The organism is Candidatus Pelagibacter sp. HIMB1746 (assembly GCF_052047555.1).
In the GTDB taxonomy this organism is placed as follows: domain Bacteria; phylum Pseudomonadota; class Alphaproteobacteria; order Pelagibacterales; family Pelagibacteraceae; genus Pelagibacter.
Genome location: NZ_JBNAJZ010000001.1, coordinates 360439 through 375054 on the forward strand (window position 1 = coordinate 360439; position 14616 = coordinate 375054).

General features: G+C 31.0%; 14 protein-coding genes and 1 pseudogene. 9 read left to right on the forward strand and 6 right to left on the reverse strand.

Annotated elements, in window-relative coordinates; genetic code table 11:
- Positions 1–19 precede the first annotated feature (19 nt).
- The gene (locus ACTTBM_RS01975; RefSeq protein ID WP_262589033.1) at positions 20–532 is read left to right on the forward strand and encodes a gamma carbonic anhydrase family protein; all 513 of its coding nucleotides are present in this window, start codon (positions 20–22) and stop codon (positions 530–532) included.
- An 11-nt stretch (positions 533–543) separates the two neighbouring features.
- Positions 544–834 carry a DUF1330 domain-containing protein gene (locus ACTTBM_RS01980; RefSeq protein ID WP_262589034.1) on the forward strand — a complete coding sequence of 97 codons (291 nt, stop codon included), beginning with the start codon at positions 544–546 and terminating at the stop codon, positions 832–834.
- Here ACTTBM_RS01980 and ACTTBM_RS01985 read toward each other — a convergent pair.
- Both ACTTBM_RS01985 and ACTTBM_RS01990 read right to left on the reverse strand, forming a co-directional pair.
- The gene (locus ACTTBM_RS01985) at positions 831–1436 is read right to left on the reverse strand and encodes a flavin-binding protein (protein WP_440634508.1); all 606 of its coding nucleotides are present in this window, start codon (positions 1434–1436) and stop codon (positions 831–833) included. The genes ACTTBM_RS01980 and ACTTBM_RS01985 overlap by 4 nt on opposite strands.
- A gap of 3 nt (positions 1437–1439) precedes the next feature.
- Positions 1440–2315 carry an NAD(P)-dependent oxidoreductase gene (locus ACTTBM_RS01990; RefSeq protein WP_440634509.1) on the reverse strand — a complete coding sequence of 292 codons (876 nt, stop codon included), beginning with the start codon at positions 2313–2315 and terminating at the stop codon, positions 1440–1442.
- Between the two features lie 11 nt (positions 2316–2326).
- On the opposite strand from ACTTBM_RS01990, the gene ACTTBM_RS01995 reads away from it, so the two are divergent.
- From ACTTBM_RS01995 to ACTTBM_RS02015, 5 genes and pseudogenes are all read left to right on the forward strand, one after another.
- On the forward strand, positions 2327–3535 hold the full coding sequence (locus ACTTBM_RS01995; protein ID WP_440634510.1) for an MFS transporter: 1209 nt from the start codon (positions 2327–2329) through the stop codon (positions 3533–3535).
- 43 nt (positions 3536–3578) lie between these two features.
- Positions 3579–3959, forward strand: a pseudogene (gene rpoZ, locus ACTTBM_RS02000) (DNA-directed RNA polymerase subunit omega); the annotation flags it as partial.
- Positions 3960–4139: 180 nt separating this feature from the next.
- Positions 4140–5132, forward strand: a complete 993-nt coding sequence (gene dusA / locus ACTTBM_RS02005; protein WP_440634511.1) for a tRNA dihydrouridine(20/20a) synthase DusA — start codon at positions 4140–4142, stop codon at positions 5130–5132.
- 40 nt (positions 5133–5172) lie between these two features.
- Positions 5173–5958 carry a sulfite exporter TauE/SafE family protein gene (locus ACTTBM_RS02010; RefSeq protein ID WP_440634512.1) on the forward strand — a complete coding sequence of 262 codons (786 nt, stop codon included), beginning with the start codon at positions 5173–5175 and terminating at the stop codon, positions 5956–5958.
- Positions 5959–6006: 48 nt separating this feature from the next.
- Entirely contained in the window at positions 6007–6267 is a 261-nt protein-coding gene (locus tag ACTTBM_RS02015; protein WP_440634513.1) for an HIT domain-containing protein, read from the forward strand.
- A gap of 195 nt (positions 6268–6462) precedes the next feature.
- On the opposite strand, the gene ACTTBM_RS02020 is transcribed toward ACTTBM_RS02015, so the two are convergent.
- The gene (locus ACTTBM_RS02020; protein ID WP_440634514.1) at positions 6463–7917 is read right to left on the reverse strand and encodes a phosphomannomutase/phosphoglucomutase; all 1455 of its coding nucleotides are present in this window, start codon (positions 7915–7917) and stop codon (positions 6463–6465) included.
- 179 nt (positions 7918–8096) lie between these two features.
- Here ACTTBM_RS02020 and ACTTBM_RS02025 point away from each other — a divergent pair, with 179 nt between their 5' ends.
- Positions 8097–10034 carry a ribonucleoside-diphosphate reductase subunit alpha gene (locus tag ACTTBM_RS02025; RefSeq protein WP_440634515.1) on the forward strand — a complete coding sequence of 646 codons (1938 nt, stop codon included), beginning with the start codon at positions 8097–8099 and terminating at the stop codon, positions 10032–10034.
- Complete coding sequence (locus tag ACTTBM_RS02030; RefSeq protein WP_440634516.1) at positions 10025–11038, forward strand: ribonucleotide-diphosphate reductase subunit beta; 1014 nt, start codon at positions 10025–10027, stop codon at positions 11036–11038. Before ACTTBM_RS02025 ends, ACTTBM_RS02030 begins: the two co-directional genes overlap by 10 nt.
- Before the next feature lie 14 nt (positions 11039–11052).
- Here ACTTBM_RS02030 and ACTTBM_RS02035 read toward each other — a convergent pair whose 3' ends face one another.
- Genes ACTTBM_RS02035 through ACTTBM_RS02045 form a run of 3 tightly spaced genes read right to left on the reverse strand, consistent with a single transcriptional unit; the run spans position 11053 to position 14575 of the window.
- Entirely contained in the window at positions 11053–12177 is a 1125-nt protein-coding gene (locus ACTTBM_RS02035; RefSeq protein ID WP_440634517.1) for a bifunctional 2-methylcitrate synthase/citrate synthase, read from the reverse strand.
- Positions 12177–13073 (reverse strand): methylisocitrate lyase, encoded by an 897-nt coding sequence (gene prpB / locus ACTTBM_RS02040; RefSeq protein WP_440634518.1) that lies wholly within the window; start codon positions 13071–13073, stop codon positions 12177–12179. The genes ACTTBM_RS02035 and prpB overlap by 1 nt, the downstream gene beginning before the upstream one ends.
- Entirely contained in the window at positions 13073–14575 is a 1503-nt protein-coding gene (locus tag ACTTBM_RS02045; protein WP_440634519.1) for an MmgE/PrpD family protein, read from the reverse strand. The genes prpB and ACTTBM_RS02045 overlap by 1 nt, the downstream gene beginning before the upstream one ends.
- Positions 14576–14616 lie beyond the last annotated feature (41 nt).

Sequence of the window (14616 nt, forward strand, 5' to 3'; positions counted from 1 at the left end):
CTGTAAGAATATATAAATTATGTTTTATGATTTAAAAGATAAAAAACCAAAAAACTCTGGCGAAAATTGGGTAGCTCCTAATGCAACTATAATTGGAGATGTTACATTGGAGAAAAATACAAGCATTTGGTTTAATGCTGTTTTAAGAGGAGATATAGAAAATATTCACATAGGTGAGGGATCTAATATTCAAGATGGTAGTGTTTTACATACAGATCCTGGCTGCCCATTAAAAGTAGGAAAAAATGTTACTGTAGGTCATTTAGTAATGCTTCATGGGTGTACCATTGGAGATAATAGTTTAATTGGAATTGGTGCAGTAATTTTAAACAAAGCAAATATTGGAAAAAACTGTATCATTGGAGCAAAAGCTCTAATAACTGAAAATAAAGTTATACCTGATAACTCTTTAGTAGTGGGATCACCTGGAAAAATTGTAAGAGAGGTGACTGAGGAAGAAAAAAAAGCTGTAGAGGAAAACACTAAACACTATCAAGATAACTGGAAGAAGTATTCAAAATCAATATTTTAAAGGAGAAGATTATGTCAGCAGGTTATGTGATTGCACAATTAAAGGTAACAAACCCAGAAAACTATAAAGAATATGTAGCTAAAGTTACAGAGGTTGTAAAAAAATTTGGTGGAGAATATCTAGTTAGAAATGGTGAATACCAAGTAGTAGAGGGTGAAGATAATTTTCCAAGATTAGTAATCATTAAATTTCCATCATATGAAAAAGCTTTAGAATGGTATCACTCTGATGAATATAAGCCAGTAAAAGACATACGTCTTCAAAACTCTGAGGGAAGCAATATAATTGTGAAAGGAATTTAAGGTACTAACCAGGTATCTTTATTATTTTCTAAATCAAATTTTGCTCTTCGATGACCCTTAGCAGCTAAATATAACCATTCTATTGATTTTATTTTGCACTGAATAACAGTAAAGTTTTTGTAACCTTCTTCACTTTGTTCTTTAGTGTAATCAAAATTATCAAGCTCAGGCTTAAGTCCAGATGTAGGAGTATCAGACTCAGTTCCTGGTCCGTTATCAACCAAATAGCATTTTCTAGATATGTGTTGGGTTTTTGACCAAGATTCTTTAGTAACTTCGTTATTATGATTAATGGTACACTCTACTTTTAGTCTAACCTGGATTTTTTCCTCTTTATCATAAAATAACATCGCTGCATTTTTATTTGATTTTAATTTTTCAATTTTATCTGAGCGAATATCGCTATGATACTGAACTAAGTTATTAGAATGATCTGATTTTCTAAGAACTACAATTCTACCATCTAAATCAGATTGGCTGCCACAAATAAAAACAGGTATTCTAAAAGGTGAGTTTCTGTCTTTGACTGCACTGTCTAACATAGACCAAATTTTCTTTTTGATCTCCTTAAAGTCCTCATAATAAGGAACAGTATTAGTCACAAATTATTTTTTCTTTTTTAATCTAGCAATAAGTGCAGAGCTATCCCAACGGTTACCACCCATTTCTTGTACTTCAGCATAGTAACCATCTATGATTTCTGTAATTGGCACAGGCGAACCATTTCTTTTTGCTTCTTCAATTGCAATTTTTAAATCTTTTCTCATCCAATCAATTGCAAATCCATAATCAAACTTATCATCAGTCATAGTTCGATATCTATTTTCCATCTGCCAGGACTGTGCTGCACCTTTAGATATAGTTTCCATTACTTTGTCCATATCTAAACCTGCATTTATTCCAAAGTTAATTGCTTCTGATAAACCTTGAACTGCTCCTGCTATACACATCTGGTTCATCATTTTAGTAAGCTGTCCACTTCCACAAGATCCAATTAATTTTACTTTTTTACTGTAGCAATCAATTACTGGTTCTGCTTTTTTAAAAACTTCTTCATCACCACCAACCATTACAGTAAGTATTCCACCTTCAGCACCAGATTGACCTCCAGATATAGGTGCATCTAAAAAATCAAAACCTTTATCTTTTGCAGCCTTATATAATTCTCTAGATACTTCTGCAGATACAGTTGAGTTATCAATAAATATTGATCCAGCTTTTGCTGTGTTAAATAATCCATTTTCTCCTGTAGCTACTTCTCTTAAATCATTATCGTTTCCCACACATGTAAAAATAAAATCTGCACCTTCTGCTGCTTTAGCAGGAGTATCAGCCATTTTACCCTTGTATTCACCAACCCATTTTTCAGCTTTAGATTTTGTTCTATTAAAAACAGTTACATTGTGTCCGGCTTTTGATATATAACCAGCCATTGGGTAGCCCATAACCCCAAGACCTATGAAAGCAACATTACAAGTCATAATTTTTTTCTATGTTTAAAAGTTTAAGTTTAAAAGTAATTGTATTTGGATTTATCTTTACATTTTTTTCTAGTTTTGGACAGAGTTTTTTTCTTGGACTATTTAATTCAAGCATAAGAGATACTTTATCGATTACCCATGGACAATTTGGCTCAATTTATGCCTCAGCAACATTATTTAGTAGTATACTTTTTATATGGTTGGGAAAAAAAATTGATGATGTAAATGTATTTAAGTTTTCTTTATTTGTAATCCCGCTTTTAGCCTTTTCATGTTTTTTCTTTTCTAAAATATATTCAATACCATTTTTATTTGCTGCAATATTTTTTATGAGATTTTCAGGTCAAGGAATGATGTCTCACACTGCAAGCACAACAATTTCAAGATACTTTACTAAATCAAGAGGTAAAGCTCTTAGTGCGGGATGGTTTGGATTATCTTGTGGTGAATTTATTTTACCTGTTTTAATTGTTTATTTGTTAACTTTATATACTTGGCAAAATATTTGGTTAACAATTTCAATTATTGTAATTTTATTTTTACCATTAGCTTCTTATTTATTAATTAAAAACTTAAGTTTAGATTCAAGAGAAGTTGACAATAATCAAAAGCAAGAAGATAAAAGTATCAAGCAATGGACAAGACTTGAAGTATTAAAAGATTATAGATTTTATATAATAAGTTCAAACATGCTTGCTATGCCATGGATTGCAACAGGAGTTTTTGTTTACCAATCTTTTGTAACAAGCTCTAAAGGTTGGGGTGAATTTACTATTGCACAATCATTTATGTCTTATTCTATATTCACTGTTTCAACATTATTATTAGCAGGTCCATTAATAGATAAATTTAGTAGTAGAAAATTATTAATTTATATGAACATCCCATTATTAATATCTACTTTTGTAATTATTCTATTTGATTCATCTCTCATAGCATTTGTGTTTCTTGGGTTGATTGGAATATCAAATGGATTTGCCAATGTATTAGGTTCAGCTACTTGGGCTGAAATTTATGGAGTGAAACATATTGGATCAATTAAAGCTTTAACTACTGCTTTAATGGTATTTTCTACAGCATTTGGAACGGCTTTATTTGGTGTTTTAATTGACATTGGTTTTTCAATTGAAAAAATTGCTATTGTTTCTGCGATTTATATATTCTCGTCTTTAGCCCTATTATTTTTAACAAGAAAGAGGCTAAATCCTATTTATATTTAGAAAACGCTTGATTTTTTTGAGCCTCGGGTATAAACAACCGGCCATGGCTAGAGTTACCGTTGAAGACTGTATAGATAAAGTAGAAAGTCCTTATGAATTAGTTTTAGTAGCTAAAGAGAGAGCTACTCAACTTAATGCTGGTTTAGAACCAACAATTGATAGGGATAATGACAAAAATACAGTGATATCTTTAAGAGAAATTGCTGAAGAGAAAATTAAAGTATCAGATTTAACTGAAAGCGCAGTTTACAAACTTAGAAAACACGTTGAACAAGTTGATGACGGGGTAGAGGATGATGAAGATATTGGTGATGATTTTGAAAATCTTTACAAAGGAGAAATTTCAAAGAGTGGTACTCCAATTTTACCATCTAAAAGAGCAAGAAAAACTCCAGAAAAAATTCAAGTATCAAAGGAAGATTTAGCTGAATTGTCTGAAACAGCTGCACCTGAAGTTGATGCTGCAGTTGGCCAAGAAACTATGAATGAACAAGGTGAAGTTTCATTAGATGAAGTTTCAGAATCAGAAAATCAAGAAGCAGATGTTGCTTCTGAAGATCCAGAAGCTTCAAACTCATAAAAAAATAATATAAAGTCTTAGTTTATGAATAGGTTAGTATCAGTTGCTCCTATGATGGACTGTACAGATCGTCATGAACGATATTTTTTAAGACTAATCTCCAAAAATATACTTCTTTATACTGAAATGGTTGTCGATGAAGCAATCAATAGGGGTGATAAAAAAAAATTACTAGAATTCAATATCAATGAAAAGCCAGTAGCACTTCAATTAGGTGGATCTTCACCTAAGTTACTTGCGGAGGCAACAAAAGTTGGAGAAGACTTTGGCTACGATGAAATTAATTTAAATTTAGGTTGTCCAAGTAGAAAAGTAGAGAAAAATAGATTTGGTGCTTGTTTAATGAAAGAGCCAAACTTAGTTGCAGATTGTTTAACTGAAATGCAATCAAAAACTAAATTACCTGTGACCATAAAAACTAGAATTGGATATGACAATGTCGAAGATTATGAAAACTTACATAATTTCATATCTACTCTGAAATCCACAGGTATTAAAACTTTTATTATTCATGCAAGAAAGGCTATGCTTGGCAAGTTTACACCTAAACAAAATCTAAATATTCCACCTTTAAAATATGAGTTTGTTTATAAATTAAAAGAAGATTTTCCAAATGAAGAAATAATAATAAATGGGGGTATAACTTCTGTTGATCAAATTAAACCACATTTAGAAAAAACAGATGGAGTTATGATTGGAAGAGCTGCTTATCATACACCTTATTTGTTAGCAGATATTGAGAAAGAAATTTTTAACAATGAGGATGTCCCTAGTAGGCAAGACGTTATTGAACAGTTAATTCCTTACGTAAAAGATGAGCTAAAAAAAGGAACTCGGTTAAATCAAATCATGAGACACACATTAGGTTTATTTCACGGTCAATCTGGTGCTAGTCATTGGAAAAGATATTTAAGTGAAAATATGTGTGTTAGAGATGCTGATGTAAAAAAAATTGATCACATAATGGATAAAATTAAATACAACAATGTTGATATGAGAGAAGGTCAATCTGCTTAGTTCAATCTTAGCAAATGAATATATCTATATAGTTTTATTAATGGTTTTGACCGCAATTCCAGTTGGATTTGTAGCTGGCCTTTTTGGTATTGGTGGTGGTTTAATAACTGTCCCGTTTCTGTATTACATATTTGGCAAACTTGGAATTGATCAATTATATATAATGCACTTAGCTGTTGGAACTTCTCTTGCAATAATAATTCCAACATCAATAGTTTCGGTGTTAACCCATCATAAATTTAATTCAGTCGATTTTAAAGTAGTCAAAAGCTACGGTATTTTTGTAGTTGTAGGAGTTGTTTTGGGAACAATATTTGCTGCATCTTTCAAAACAAAATCTTTAGTACTTTTTTTCGCGGTCGTAATCTTCATTTTAGGAATTTATTTACTTACGATTAAAGAAAAAGAACAAAATGTAATATCTGAAATGAAATTATATTTAAAAATCATACTTGGTTCAATTGTTGGATTTATTTCAGTTATAACAGGTATAGGTGGTGCTGTTATGAATGTACCAATCCTTAAATTTTTTGGTTATTCAATTAATAAAGCAATTGGAAGTGCTGCAGCGATTGGTTTTTTAATTGCACTATTTGGTGCTACAGGTTTTTTTATTTCAGGAAGTTATTTAAATACAAATTTACCTTTTAGTATTGGATTTTTAAATGTACCAGCTTTTTTAATATTCATTCCAATAACAACTTTTATGGCAAGACTAGGAGCAAGAACAGCTCACAAAATAGATAAAAAAAAATTAAGTAAATTACTTGGTATATTCTTACTAATCGTAGCAATTAAATTTTTCTACGAATATATTAAATTATAAGCATGTCGTTTAAGTTAAATAGGAAATTTTTAAAGACTTCACATCATCTTGCTGATCTTAATTAGCGCTATTAGAATAAATGATAATTATAAATTTCCATGGATAATTCTAATTCCCAAAAGAAATAAGATTACCGACATAAGCGATCTTAATTCTAAAGATCAAACTCTGCTAATGAAGGAAATTATTTATGCAAGTAAAGTAATGAAAAAATTATTTAAAACTTCGAATCTCAATGTAGAAAAAATTGGAAATATTGTTCCTCAGTTGCACATACATATTATTGCTAGAAGTAAAAAAGATAGTTAATGGCCATTATCTGTATGGGTCGTTAAAGGAAAAAATTACTCAGAAACAGCTTTAAAATTAATAGTCGATAAATTAAGAAAAGCTCTAAAATAAAAAGAGGTGACTTCAGTCTCCCTCCATCACCTCATCTCATTTTTAAATGATTCTTTACAGTTTTATGAACACTTATTAGTTGAAAATTAACTTTATTAAGTACTAAATTTTTTGATCGTATTCGCCTATTTTCCCAGTTTTTTGGAGTAAATCGTCAATAAAATCAAAGATTTTCTTCTTTCTATTATCAGAAGTTGGGCTTTCAGTTACAATTACTAGTGAAGGTTTGTTGGATGATGCTCTTATCAATCCCCAAGATCCATCTTCAAAAGAAAATCTTATACCATTAACTGTTAGAACTTCAGTTATTACTTGATCATCAATTTTAGTTTTATTATTTTTTAATTGTTCTACTTTTTTAACTAAATCTTCAACAACTTGATATTTTTCTTCATCTTTACAAAATGGAGCCATCGTCGGTGTTTGAAAAGTATTTGGTAATTCACTAATAATTTCACTCATTTTTTTATTTTCATTATCCAATAAATGACAAACATGAATGGCTGAATTTATTCCATCGTCGTAACCATATCCTAAAGGTTGATTGAAAAAGAAATGACCACTCTTTTCAAAGCCCGCTAATGCCTTTTCAGTGTTAACTTTACGTTTAATATGGGAATGACCTGTTTTCCAATAAATTGTTTCACAATTGTTTTCTAATAAAATCTTATCTTTTGAGTACAAACCTGTTGATTTTACATCAACAACAAATTTAGAATTTTTGTGTTTAGTAGATAAGTTTCTTGCTATTAGTAAACCAATTTTATCAGAGAATATTTCGTTACCTTCATTGTCAATAACACCAACTCGATCTCCATCACCATCAAAACCGAAACCTATATCAGCATTATTTTCTTTAACCGCTTTAGCAATTTCATGAAGCATTTCTAAATCTTCCGGATTAGGATTGTATTTTGGAAAATTCCAGTCTAAGTTACAATCTAACTCGATCACTTCACACCCAATACCTCTTAAGATATCTGGCGCAAAAACACCTGCAGTTCCATTGCCACAAGCAACTACAGCTTTAATTTTTTTATTTATTTTGTTTTTATTAATTAGGTCATTTTTATAAATTTTATCGAAATCTTTTATTTCTTTTTCATTTCCATCACCTTTTGAAAACTTTTCACTCAATGTTATTTCTTTTAATTCTCTCATCTCTTCAGGCGCATGAGTTAAGCCTTTTTTGATACCCATTTTTACACCTGTCCATCCATTTTCATTATGACTAGCTGTAACCATAGCAACTGCATCTGCATCTAAATTAAATTGTGCAAAATAAACCATCGGAGACAATGAAAGACCAATATCCTCTATATGACATCCTGTTGACTTTAATCCTTTTTTAAGTGAGGTTTTTATCTCCTCACTGTAAGATCGGTAATCATGTCCAACAATAATTCTAGGATGATCTTTTTTGGTGTGATTTTTTATTTGTGTTCCAAGTCCTTTGCCGAGATTCTCTATTCCTGCTGAGTTTATGTCTTTCTCATACAACCAACGGGCGTCATATTCTCTAAAACCATAAGGATCTATTTTTAAATTTTCACTCATTTATCCACTACTTACTCTTTTTATGTTAATTTCTTTAAAAAAATTTTATTTTTTTATTGATAATCATATTGTCGCGTTCTATAAATGTTCCATTGATTAAACGTTTATTTAGTATACTTAATCAAAGCGCCTACAACATATAGTTGTTTTCGCAAAACTAAAATAATATAATAACAAATATGAACAAGATTCTATCTCAAGCCCTCAAGAAAGCTGTCTCCGAATATAGCCCAGAAGTTAAAGAAGTTTCAAAAGCTAATAAGCCTGATTTATTTTCTTTAAATAATGAAACAGAATTATTTCAAAACGACAAAGGTATAATAATTAAAATTGATCGTTCTAAAGATTCAAATCTTACAGATTTTGGTAAAGCGACTTTAAAAGATAGGTACCTTGGTTTAAACGAATCTTATCAAGATTTATTTGCAAGAGTAGCAAGCACTTACGCTGATGATAATTTACATGCGCAAAGAATTTATAATTACATAAGTAATCTTTGGTTTATGCCAGCAACACCAGTTTTATCAAACGGTGGAACTAAAAGAGGTTTACCTATTTCATGTTTTTTAAATGAAGCATCTGATAGCTTAGGTGGAATTTTAGATCTTTGGAGTGAGAATGTTTGGCTTGCTGCGAAGGGTGGAGGAATTGGAAGCTACTGGGGTAACCTAAGATCTATTGGAGAAAAAATTGGCAGAGTTGGAAAAACTTCAGGAATAATTCCTTTTATTAAAGTAATGGACTCTTTAACAATGGCAATTAGCCAAGGCTCATTAAGAAGAGGCTCTGCAGCTTGTTATCTTCCTATCGATCATCCTGAAATAGAAGAGTTTATTGAAATGAGAAGACCAACTGGTGGAGATCCAAATAGAAAAGCATTAAATTTACATCATGGTGTTTTAGTTTCAGATGCTTTCATGAGAGCAGTTGAAACAGATGAACAGTGGGCATTAAAAAGTCCAGCAGACGGAACTGTGCAACAAACTATTTCTGCAAGAAATTTATGGATAAGATTATTAACTGCTAGAATTGAAACTGGTGAGCCTTATATAATTTATATAGATACAGTTAACCGACAAATTCCTCAACATCATAAGTTAGCAAATCTTACTGTTAAAACTTCTAACTTATGCAGTGAGATAACTCTTCCTACAGGAATTGATAAAGATGGTAGAGATAGAACAGCGGTGTGCTGTTTATCATCTTTAAATTTAGAAAAATATGAAGAATGGAAAGATGATCCAGATATGATTAGTGATGTAATGAGATTTTTAGATAATGTGTTATCTGATTTCATTAACAAAGCTCCTGAACAATTTAAAGATGCTAAATATTCTGCTGAAAGAGAGAGAAGTGTTGGTTTGGGCGTGATGGGTTTCCATTCTTTCTTACAGAAAAATAGAATTCCACTTGAGTCTGTAATGGCAAAATCATGGAATAAAAAAATATTTAAAAACATTCACGAAAAAGTTAATCAAGCTTCTAAAGATTTAGCTGAAGAAAGAGGAGCGTGTCCTGATGCTGCAGAGTATGGCTATCAAGAAAGATTTTCTAACAAAACTGCAATTGCACCAACAGCATCAATTTCTATTATTTGTGGAGGAGCTTCTCCAGGAGTAGAGCCCATTGCAGCAAACAGTTATACTCACAAAACTTTATCTGGTTCGTTTAATGTGAGAAACAGATATCTTGAAGAAATTCTTGAAAGTCACGGTAAAAATGATGAGGAAACCTGGTCTAGTATTACTACAAACCAGGGCTCAGTTAACCATTTAGATTTCTTAACTGATTTAGAAAAAGATGTATTTAAAACTGCATTTGAACTTAACCAAAGTTGGATAATTGAATTGAGCGGAGACAGAACTCCTTTTATTTCACAAGCTCAGTCAGTTAACTTATTTTTACCTGCAGATGTTCATAAAAAAGAATTACATAAAATTCATTTTGATGCGTGGAAGAAAGGTTTAAAGAGCCTTTACTATTGTAGATCAAAATCAATCCAAAGAGCTGAGAATGTTAACGACTCTAAGTCAACAGACATCATGGCTAATGTATATAAAAATAAATCAACCGAAAATAGTGAACCAGAGTACGAGGAGTGTTTATCATGTCAGTAGCAGAAAAAGTTAAGTCAGAAATTATTCAACCACAGAAAAACAATAATGGATTGCTTGTTGCAAATCCAGTTTATAAACCTTTTAGATATCCGTGGTGCTATGATGCATGGCTAACTCAACAAAGAATTCACTGGTTACCAGAAGAAGTTCCACTTGGAGATGATGTTAGAGATTGGCAAAAAAATCTTTCAACATCAGAAAAAAATTTATTAACACAAATTTTTAGATTTTTTACACAAGCAGATGTAGAAGTTAGCAACTGTTACATAAGACATTACATGAATGTATTTAAACCAACTGAAGTATTAATGATGATGTCTTCTTTTGCTTCAATGGAAACTGTTCACATTGCTGCTTATTCACATTTGTTAGATACAATTGGTATGCCAGAGTCTGAGTATTCAGCATTCATGAAGTATAAAGAAATGAAAGATAAATACGATTACATGCAAGGTTTTGATGTTAAATCTAATCATGATATTGCAAAAACAATTGCTGTATTTAGTGCTTTCACTGAAGGTCTTCAGTTATTTGCAAGTTTTGCAATTTTGTTAAACTTTCCAAGACATAACAAGATGAAAGGAATGGGTCAGATTGTTACTTGGTCTGTAAGAGATGAGACGTTGCATTGCAATTCGATGATCAGATTATTTAAAGATTTCATTAAAGAAAATCCTGAAACATGGACACCACAATTAAAAAAAGAAATTTATGAAGCATGCAGAACAATTGTTGAGCATGAAGATGCTTTTATCGATTTAGCTTTTCAAATGGGTCCAATGCAAGGTTTGACTGCTGATGATATTAAAAAATATATTCGTTTTATTGCTAATAGAAGATTAGACCAGTTAGGTTTAGAAGCAATATATGACATTGATAAAAATCCATTAACTTGGTTAGATACAATGTTAAATGCTGTAGAGCACATGAACTTCTTTGAAGGAAGAGCTACAGAATATTCTAAAGCGTCAACCCAAGGAACTTGGGCAGAAGCATTTAGTTAAAAAATTTAATTGTATTATCTGTAATTTAATTCCATTACTTTTCGATGCTTGCTACCTTTGTATTTAGCAAGTGGTCTAATAAGTTTGTTCGCAGCGTGTTGTTCCATAATATGTGCTGACCAACCAGTAATCCTAGAAATAACAAATATTGGTGTGAAAAAATCAGTATCAAATCCCATTAAATGGTACATTGGACCAGTAGGGTAGTCCACATTAGGATGGATATTTTTCTTTTTGATCATAACTTTTTCAACAATATCGTAAATTTTTTCAAACTTTTTATCTTTTTTAATTTTAGCAACTTTACCAAAATAATTTCTCATAGTTGGAACTCTAGAGTCTCCTGATTTATAAACTCTATGACCAAAGCCCATAACCACTTCTTTATTTTTAAGAGCGTTGTTAATCCATTTTAATGCATTTTCTGGTTTTTTAATTCGGTTCATCATGTGCATCACTTCTTCATTAGCACCACCATGTAATGGACCTTTTAAACTAGCAATTGCACCTGTAATTGCTCCATGAATATCAGATAAACTACTTGTAATCGTTCTGGCAGTAAAAGTTGAAACATTGAAACTGTGCTCAGCGTACAATATTAGAGAAACATCAAAAGCTTTAACAATTTCTTTTTGAGGTACTTTTCCAAAGCACATATAGAAAAAGTTTTCAGCAAAAGTTAAATTCTTTTTAGGTTTGATTATTTTTTTACCACTTCTAATTCTGTAAAATGCAGCAAGTGCAGTGGGTGTTTTTGCAAAAATTCTCAATGCTTTTCGCATATTAGCCTCTGGGGTAGAATTCGAGGTTTCTTTATCTTCTAATCCCATTACACTAACAGCTGTTCTTGCAACATCCATTGGATGGGATTTTTTGGGCATGTGTTTTATAATTTCATATAAATTTTTTGTAAGCTCTCTATTGTTTCTCTCTTCTTTTTCAAACTGTCTTAATTGGATAGTGTTAGGTAGGTCTTTGTTTAAAATTAAATAGGCAACTTCTTCAAATCTGCAGTATTCACATAAATCTTGAGCAGCATAACCTCTATAAGTTAGAGAATTAATCTCCGGCATAACTTTTGAAACCTCAGTTTCATCTACAACAATTCCAAGTAAACCTTTTTTAATATCATCACTCATTATTCATGTCCTTCTGTACTAAAATTATAAATTTTTTCATCTAAAGAATTGTATTTTTCGTATTCTACCAATTCATACAATCTTCTTCTTGTCTGCATCTTATCTATTATATTATTTTGATGTCCATTTGCATAAATGTCTCTTAATCCATCTTCAACATTTTTCATTGCTAGCCTTTGTGTAGTTACTGGATATATAACAATATTATAGCCAAGGTTTTCTAACTCCTTATAATTAAATAACTTAGATTTACCAAATTCTGTCATATTAGCTAACAAATAACATGAAAGTTCTTTTCTTACTTTTTCAAAATCTTTTTCATCATGTAAAGCTTCAGGAAATATAATTTCTGCTCCAGCATTAATATAAGCTTTACATCTATCAATCATTTTATCAATTCCCTCAACACTTTTTGCATCTGATCGTGCTATAATTTTAAAATTTTGATCTTTTTTTGCAGCCACACATTCTTTTATTTTTAAAACCATGGCCTCTGTTGAAACAAGTTCTTTATTATCTAGATGCCCGCATCTTTTTCTTTCAATTTGATCTTCCAAATGAACACCAGTTAATCCAAACTCTTCGAAAGTCTCTATAGTTTCTTTACAAGATTTAAATCCTGTATCTATATCAACTATTGTTGGAAGATTTGTTACCCTAGATATTAAATAAGATCTGGTACTCACATCTTGAAGTGTTGTTAAACCAATATCAGGAAAGCCAAGATCATTAGCCATAACACCACCCGATACGTAAACTGCATCATAACCAATTTCCTCAATTAATTTCGCTGTTAGAGGATTGTAAGCTCCAGGAACTCTTAGAATTTTATTTGATTTAAGTTTTTGGTCAAAATCAATTCTTTTTTGGCTTGGTTCTTTTTCAACAAAGTGCATTAAAAAATACCTTTTTTCAAATTTCTTTTTAACTTATTTTTTTTAATCTCAATATTTAGTTTGTCTAATTGACCAGCTTTTAAGTTTTTTAGATTTTGAACATTTCTTAAAAAACGATCACTCTCTTTTTTATCTAAAATGCCATTTGTTAGAGTTAAAAATTTATTTATATAATTCTCTCTTTTAAATGGTCTTGCTCCATATGGATGAGCATCAGCTCGATCAAGTTCTTCAGTTACTTTTTTCCCACTGTTCAATGTAACAACAACTTTTGCTCCAAAAGATTTCTTTTTTGGATTTGGATCATGATATTTTTTTGTCCATTTTTTATCTTCATAGGTTGTTATTGAATTCCATATCTTAATAGTACTTTTTCTATTAGCTCTTGATTTTGTATAAGATTTTACATGATGCCAATCACCATCTTCTAGAGCGACTGCAAAAATATACATTATAGAGTGATCCAATGTTTCTCTACTTGCATTTGGATCCATTTTTTGTGGGTCATTTGCACCTGTTCCAATTACATAATGTGTATGATGACTAGTATGAATATCTATTTTTTTGATTTGATTTAAATTTGGTATTTTAGTTTTTAATTTCTTTGCAAGATCTATTAAAGCCTGAGATTGATACTCTGCAGAATATTCTTTTGTATAAGTTTCTAATATAGCTTTTTTACTTTCTCCTTTTTTAGGTAATGGAACTTTATATTTTGCTTTTTTTCCATCAAGTATCCTTGCAATTACACTATCTTCACCTTCATAAATTGGACTTGGAGCACCTTCACCCCTCATTACTCTATCAACAGCCTCTATTGCAAGTTTACCCGCATGTGCAGGTGCATATGCTTTCCAACTAGATATCTCTCCTTTTCTAGATTGTCTTGTAGAAATAGTTGTGTGCAGTGCTTGCTGAACTGCTTGATAAATTGTTTCAGTATTTAATTTTAACATCGATCCTAATCCTGCAGCAACACTTGGACCAAGGTGAGCAATGTGATCTACTTTATGTTTATGTAAACAAATCCCTTTAACTAAATTTACTTGAACTTCGTAAGCAGTAATAATTCCTCTTAATAGATCTAGACCACTTTTTTTATTTTGTTGAGCAACACTCAATAGTGGTGGAATGTTGTCACCAGGGTGACTGTAATCTGCAGCTAAAAAAGTATCATGAAAATCAAGTTCTCTTACAGCAGTTCCGTTTGACCAAGCTGCCCATTCACAATCAAATTTTAATTTTGAATTAACACCAAAAAGAGTTGCTCCATTTTTTCTAGAATGCTTTAAAGCCATTTCTCTAGATGAAACTACTGGTCTTCTATTTAAAGAAGCAATAGCAACCGAAGCATTATCAATAATTCTATTGATTACCATTTCAATTGCTTCTCTATTAAGTTTAGCGTTATCACTTGCAATTTCTGCAATTTTCCAGGCAAGTTGTTTTTTCTTAGGTAAATGTATTTTAGATGGAAAAACTTTAACTGTATGTAGTAACAAAATAACTCCTTATAAGTAATTTTGTTTTAATAGCTAAAATA

Bases quoted from the DNA above. Each gene is read 5' to 3' on its own strand.
- dusA (WP_440634511.1), top strand. From the start codon at position 4,140: ATGAATAGGTTAGTATCAGTTGCTCCTATGATGGACTGTACAGATCGT.
- prpB (WP_440634518.1), bottom strand. From the start codon at position 13,073: ATGCACTTTGTTGAAAAAGAACCAAGCCAAAAAAGAATTGATTTTGAC.
- ACTTBM_RS01980 (WP_262589034.1), top strand. From the start codon at position 544: ATGTCAGCAGGTTATGTGATTGCACAATTAAAGGTAACAAACCCAGAA.
- ACTTBM_RS01975 (WP_262589033.1), top strand. From the start codon at position 20: ATGTTTTATGATTTAAAAGATAAAAAACCAAAAAACTCTGGCGAAAAT.
- ACTTBM_RS01995 (WP_440634510.1), top strand. From the start codon at position 2,327: ATGTTTAAAAGTTTAAGTTTAAAAGTAATTGTATTTGGATTTATCTTT.
- ACTTBM_RS02030 (WP_440634516.1), top strand. From the start codon at position 10,025: ATGTCAGTAGCAGAAAAAGTTAAGTCAGAAATTATTCAACCACAGAAA.
- ACTTBM_RS01990 (WP_440634509.1), bottom strand. From the start codon at position 2,315: ATGACTTGTAATGTTGCTTTCATAGGTCTTGGGGTTATGGGCTACCCA.
- ACTTBM_RS02010 (WP_440634512.1), top strand. From the start codon at position 5,173: ATGGTTTTGACCGCAATTCCAGTTGGATTTGTAGCTGGCCTTTTTGGT.
- ACTTBM_RS02025 (WP_440634515.1), top strand. From the start codon at position 8,097: ATGAACAAGATTCTATCTCAAGCCCTCAAGAAAGCTGTCTCCGAATAT.
- ACTTBM_RS02035 (WP_440634517.1), bottom strand. From the start codon at position 12,177: ATGAGTGATGATATTAAAAAAGGTTTACTTGGAATTGTTGTAGATGAA.
- ACTTBM_RS02020 (WP_440634514.1), bottom strand. From the start codon at position 7,917: ATGAGTGAAAATTTAAAAATAGATCCTTATGGTTTTAGAGAATATGAC.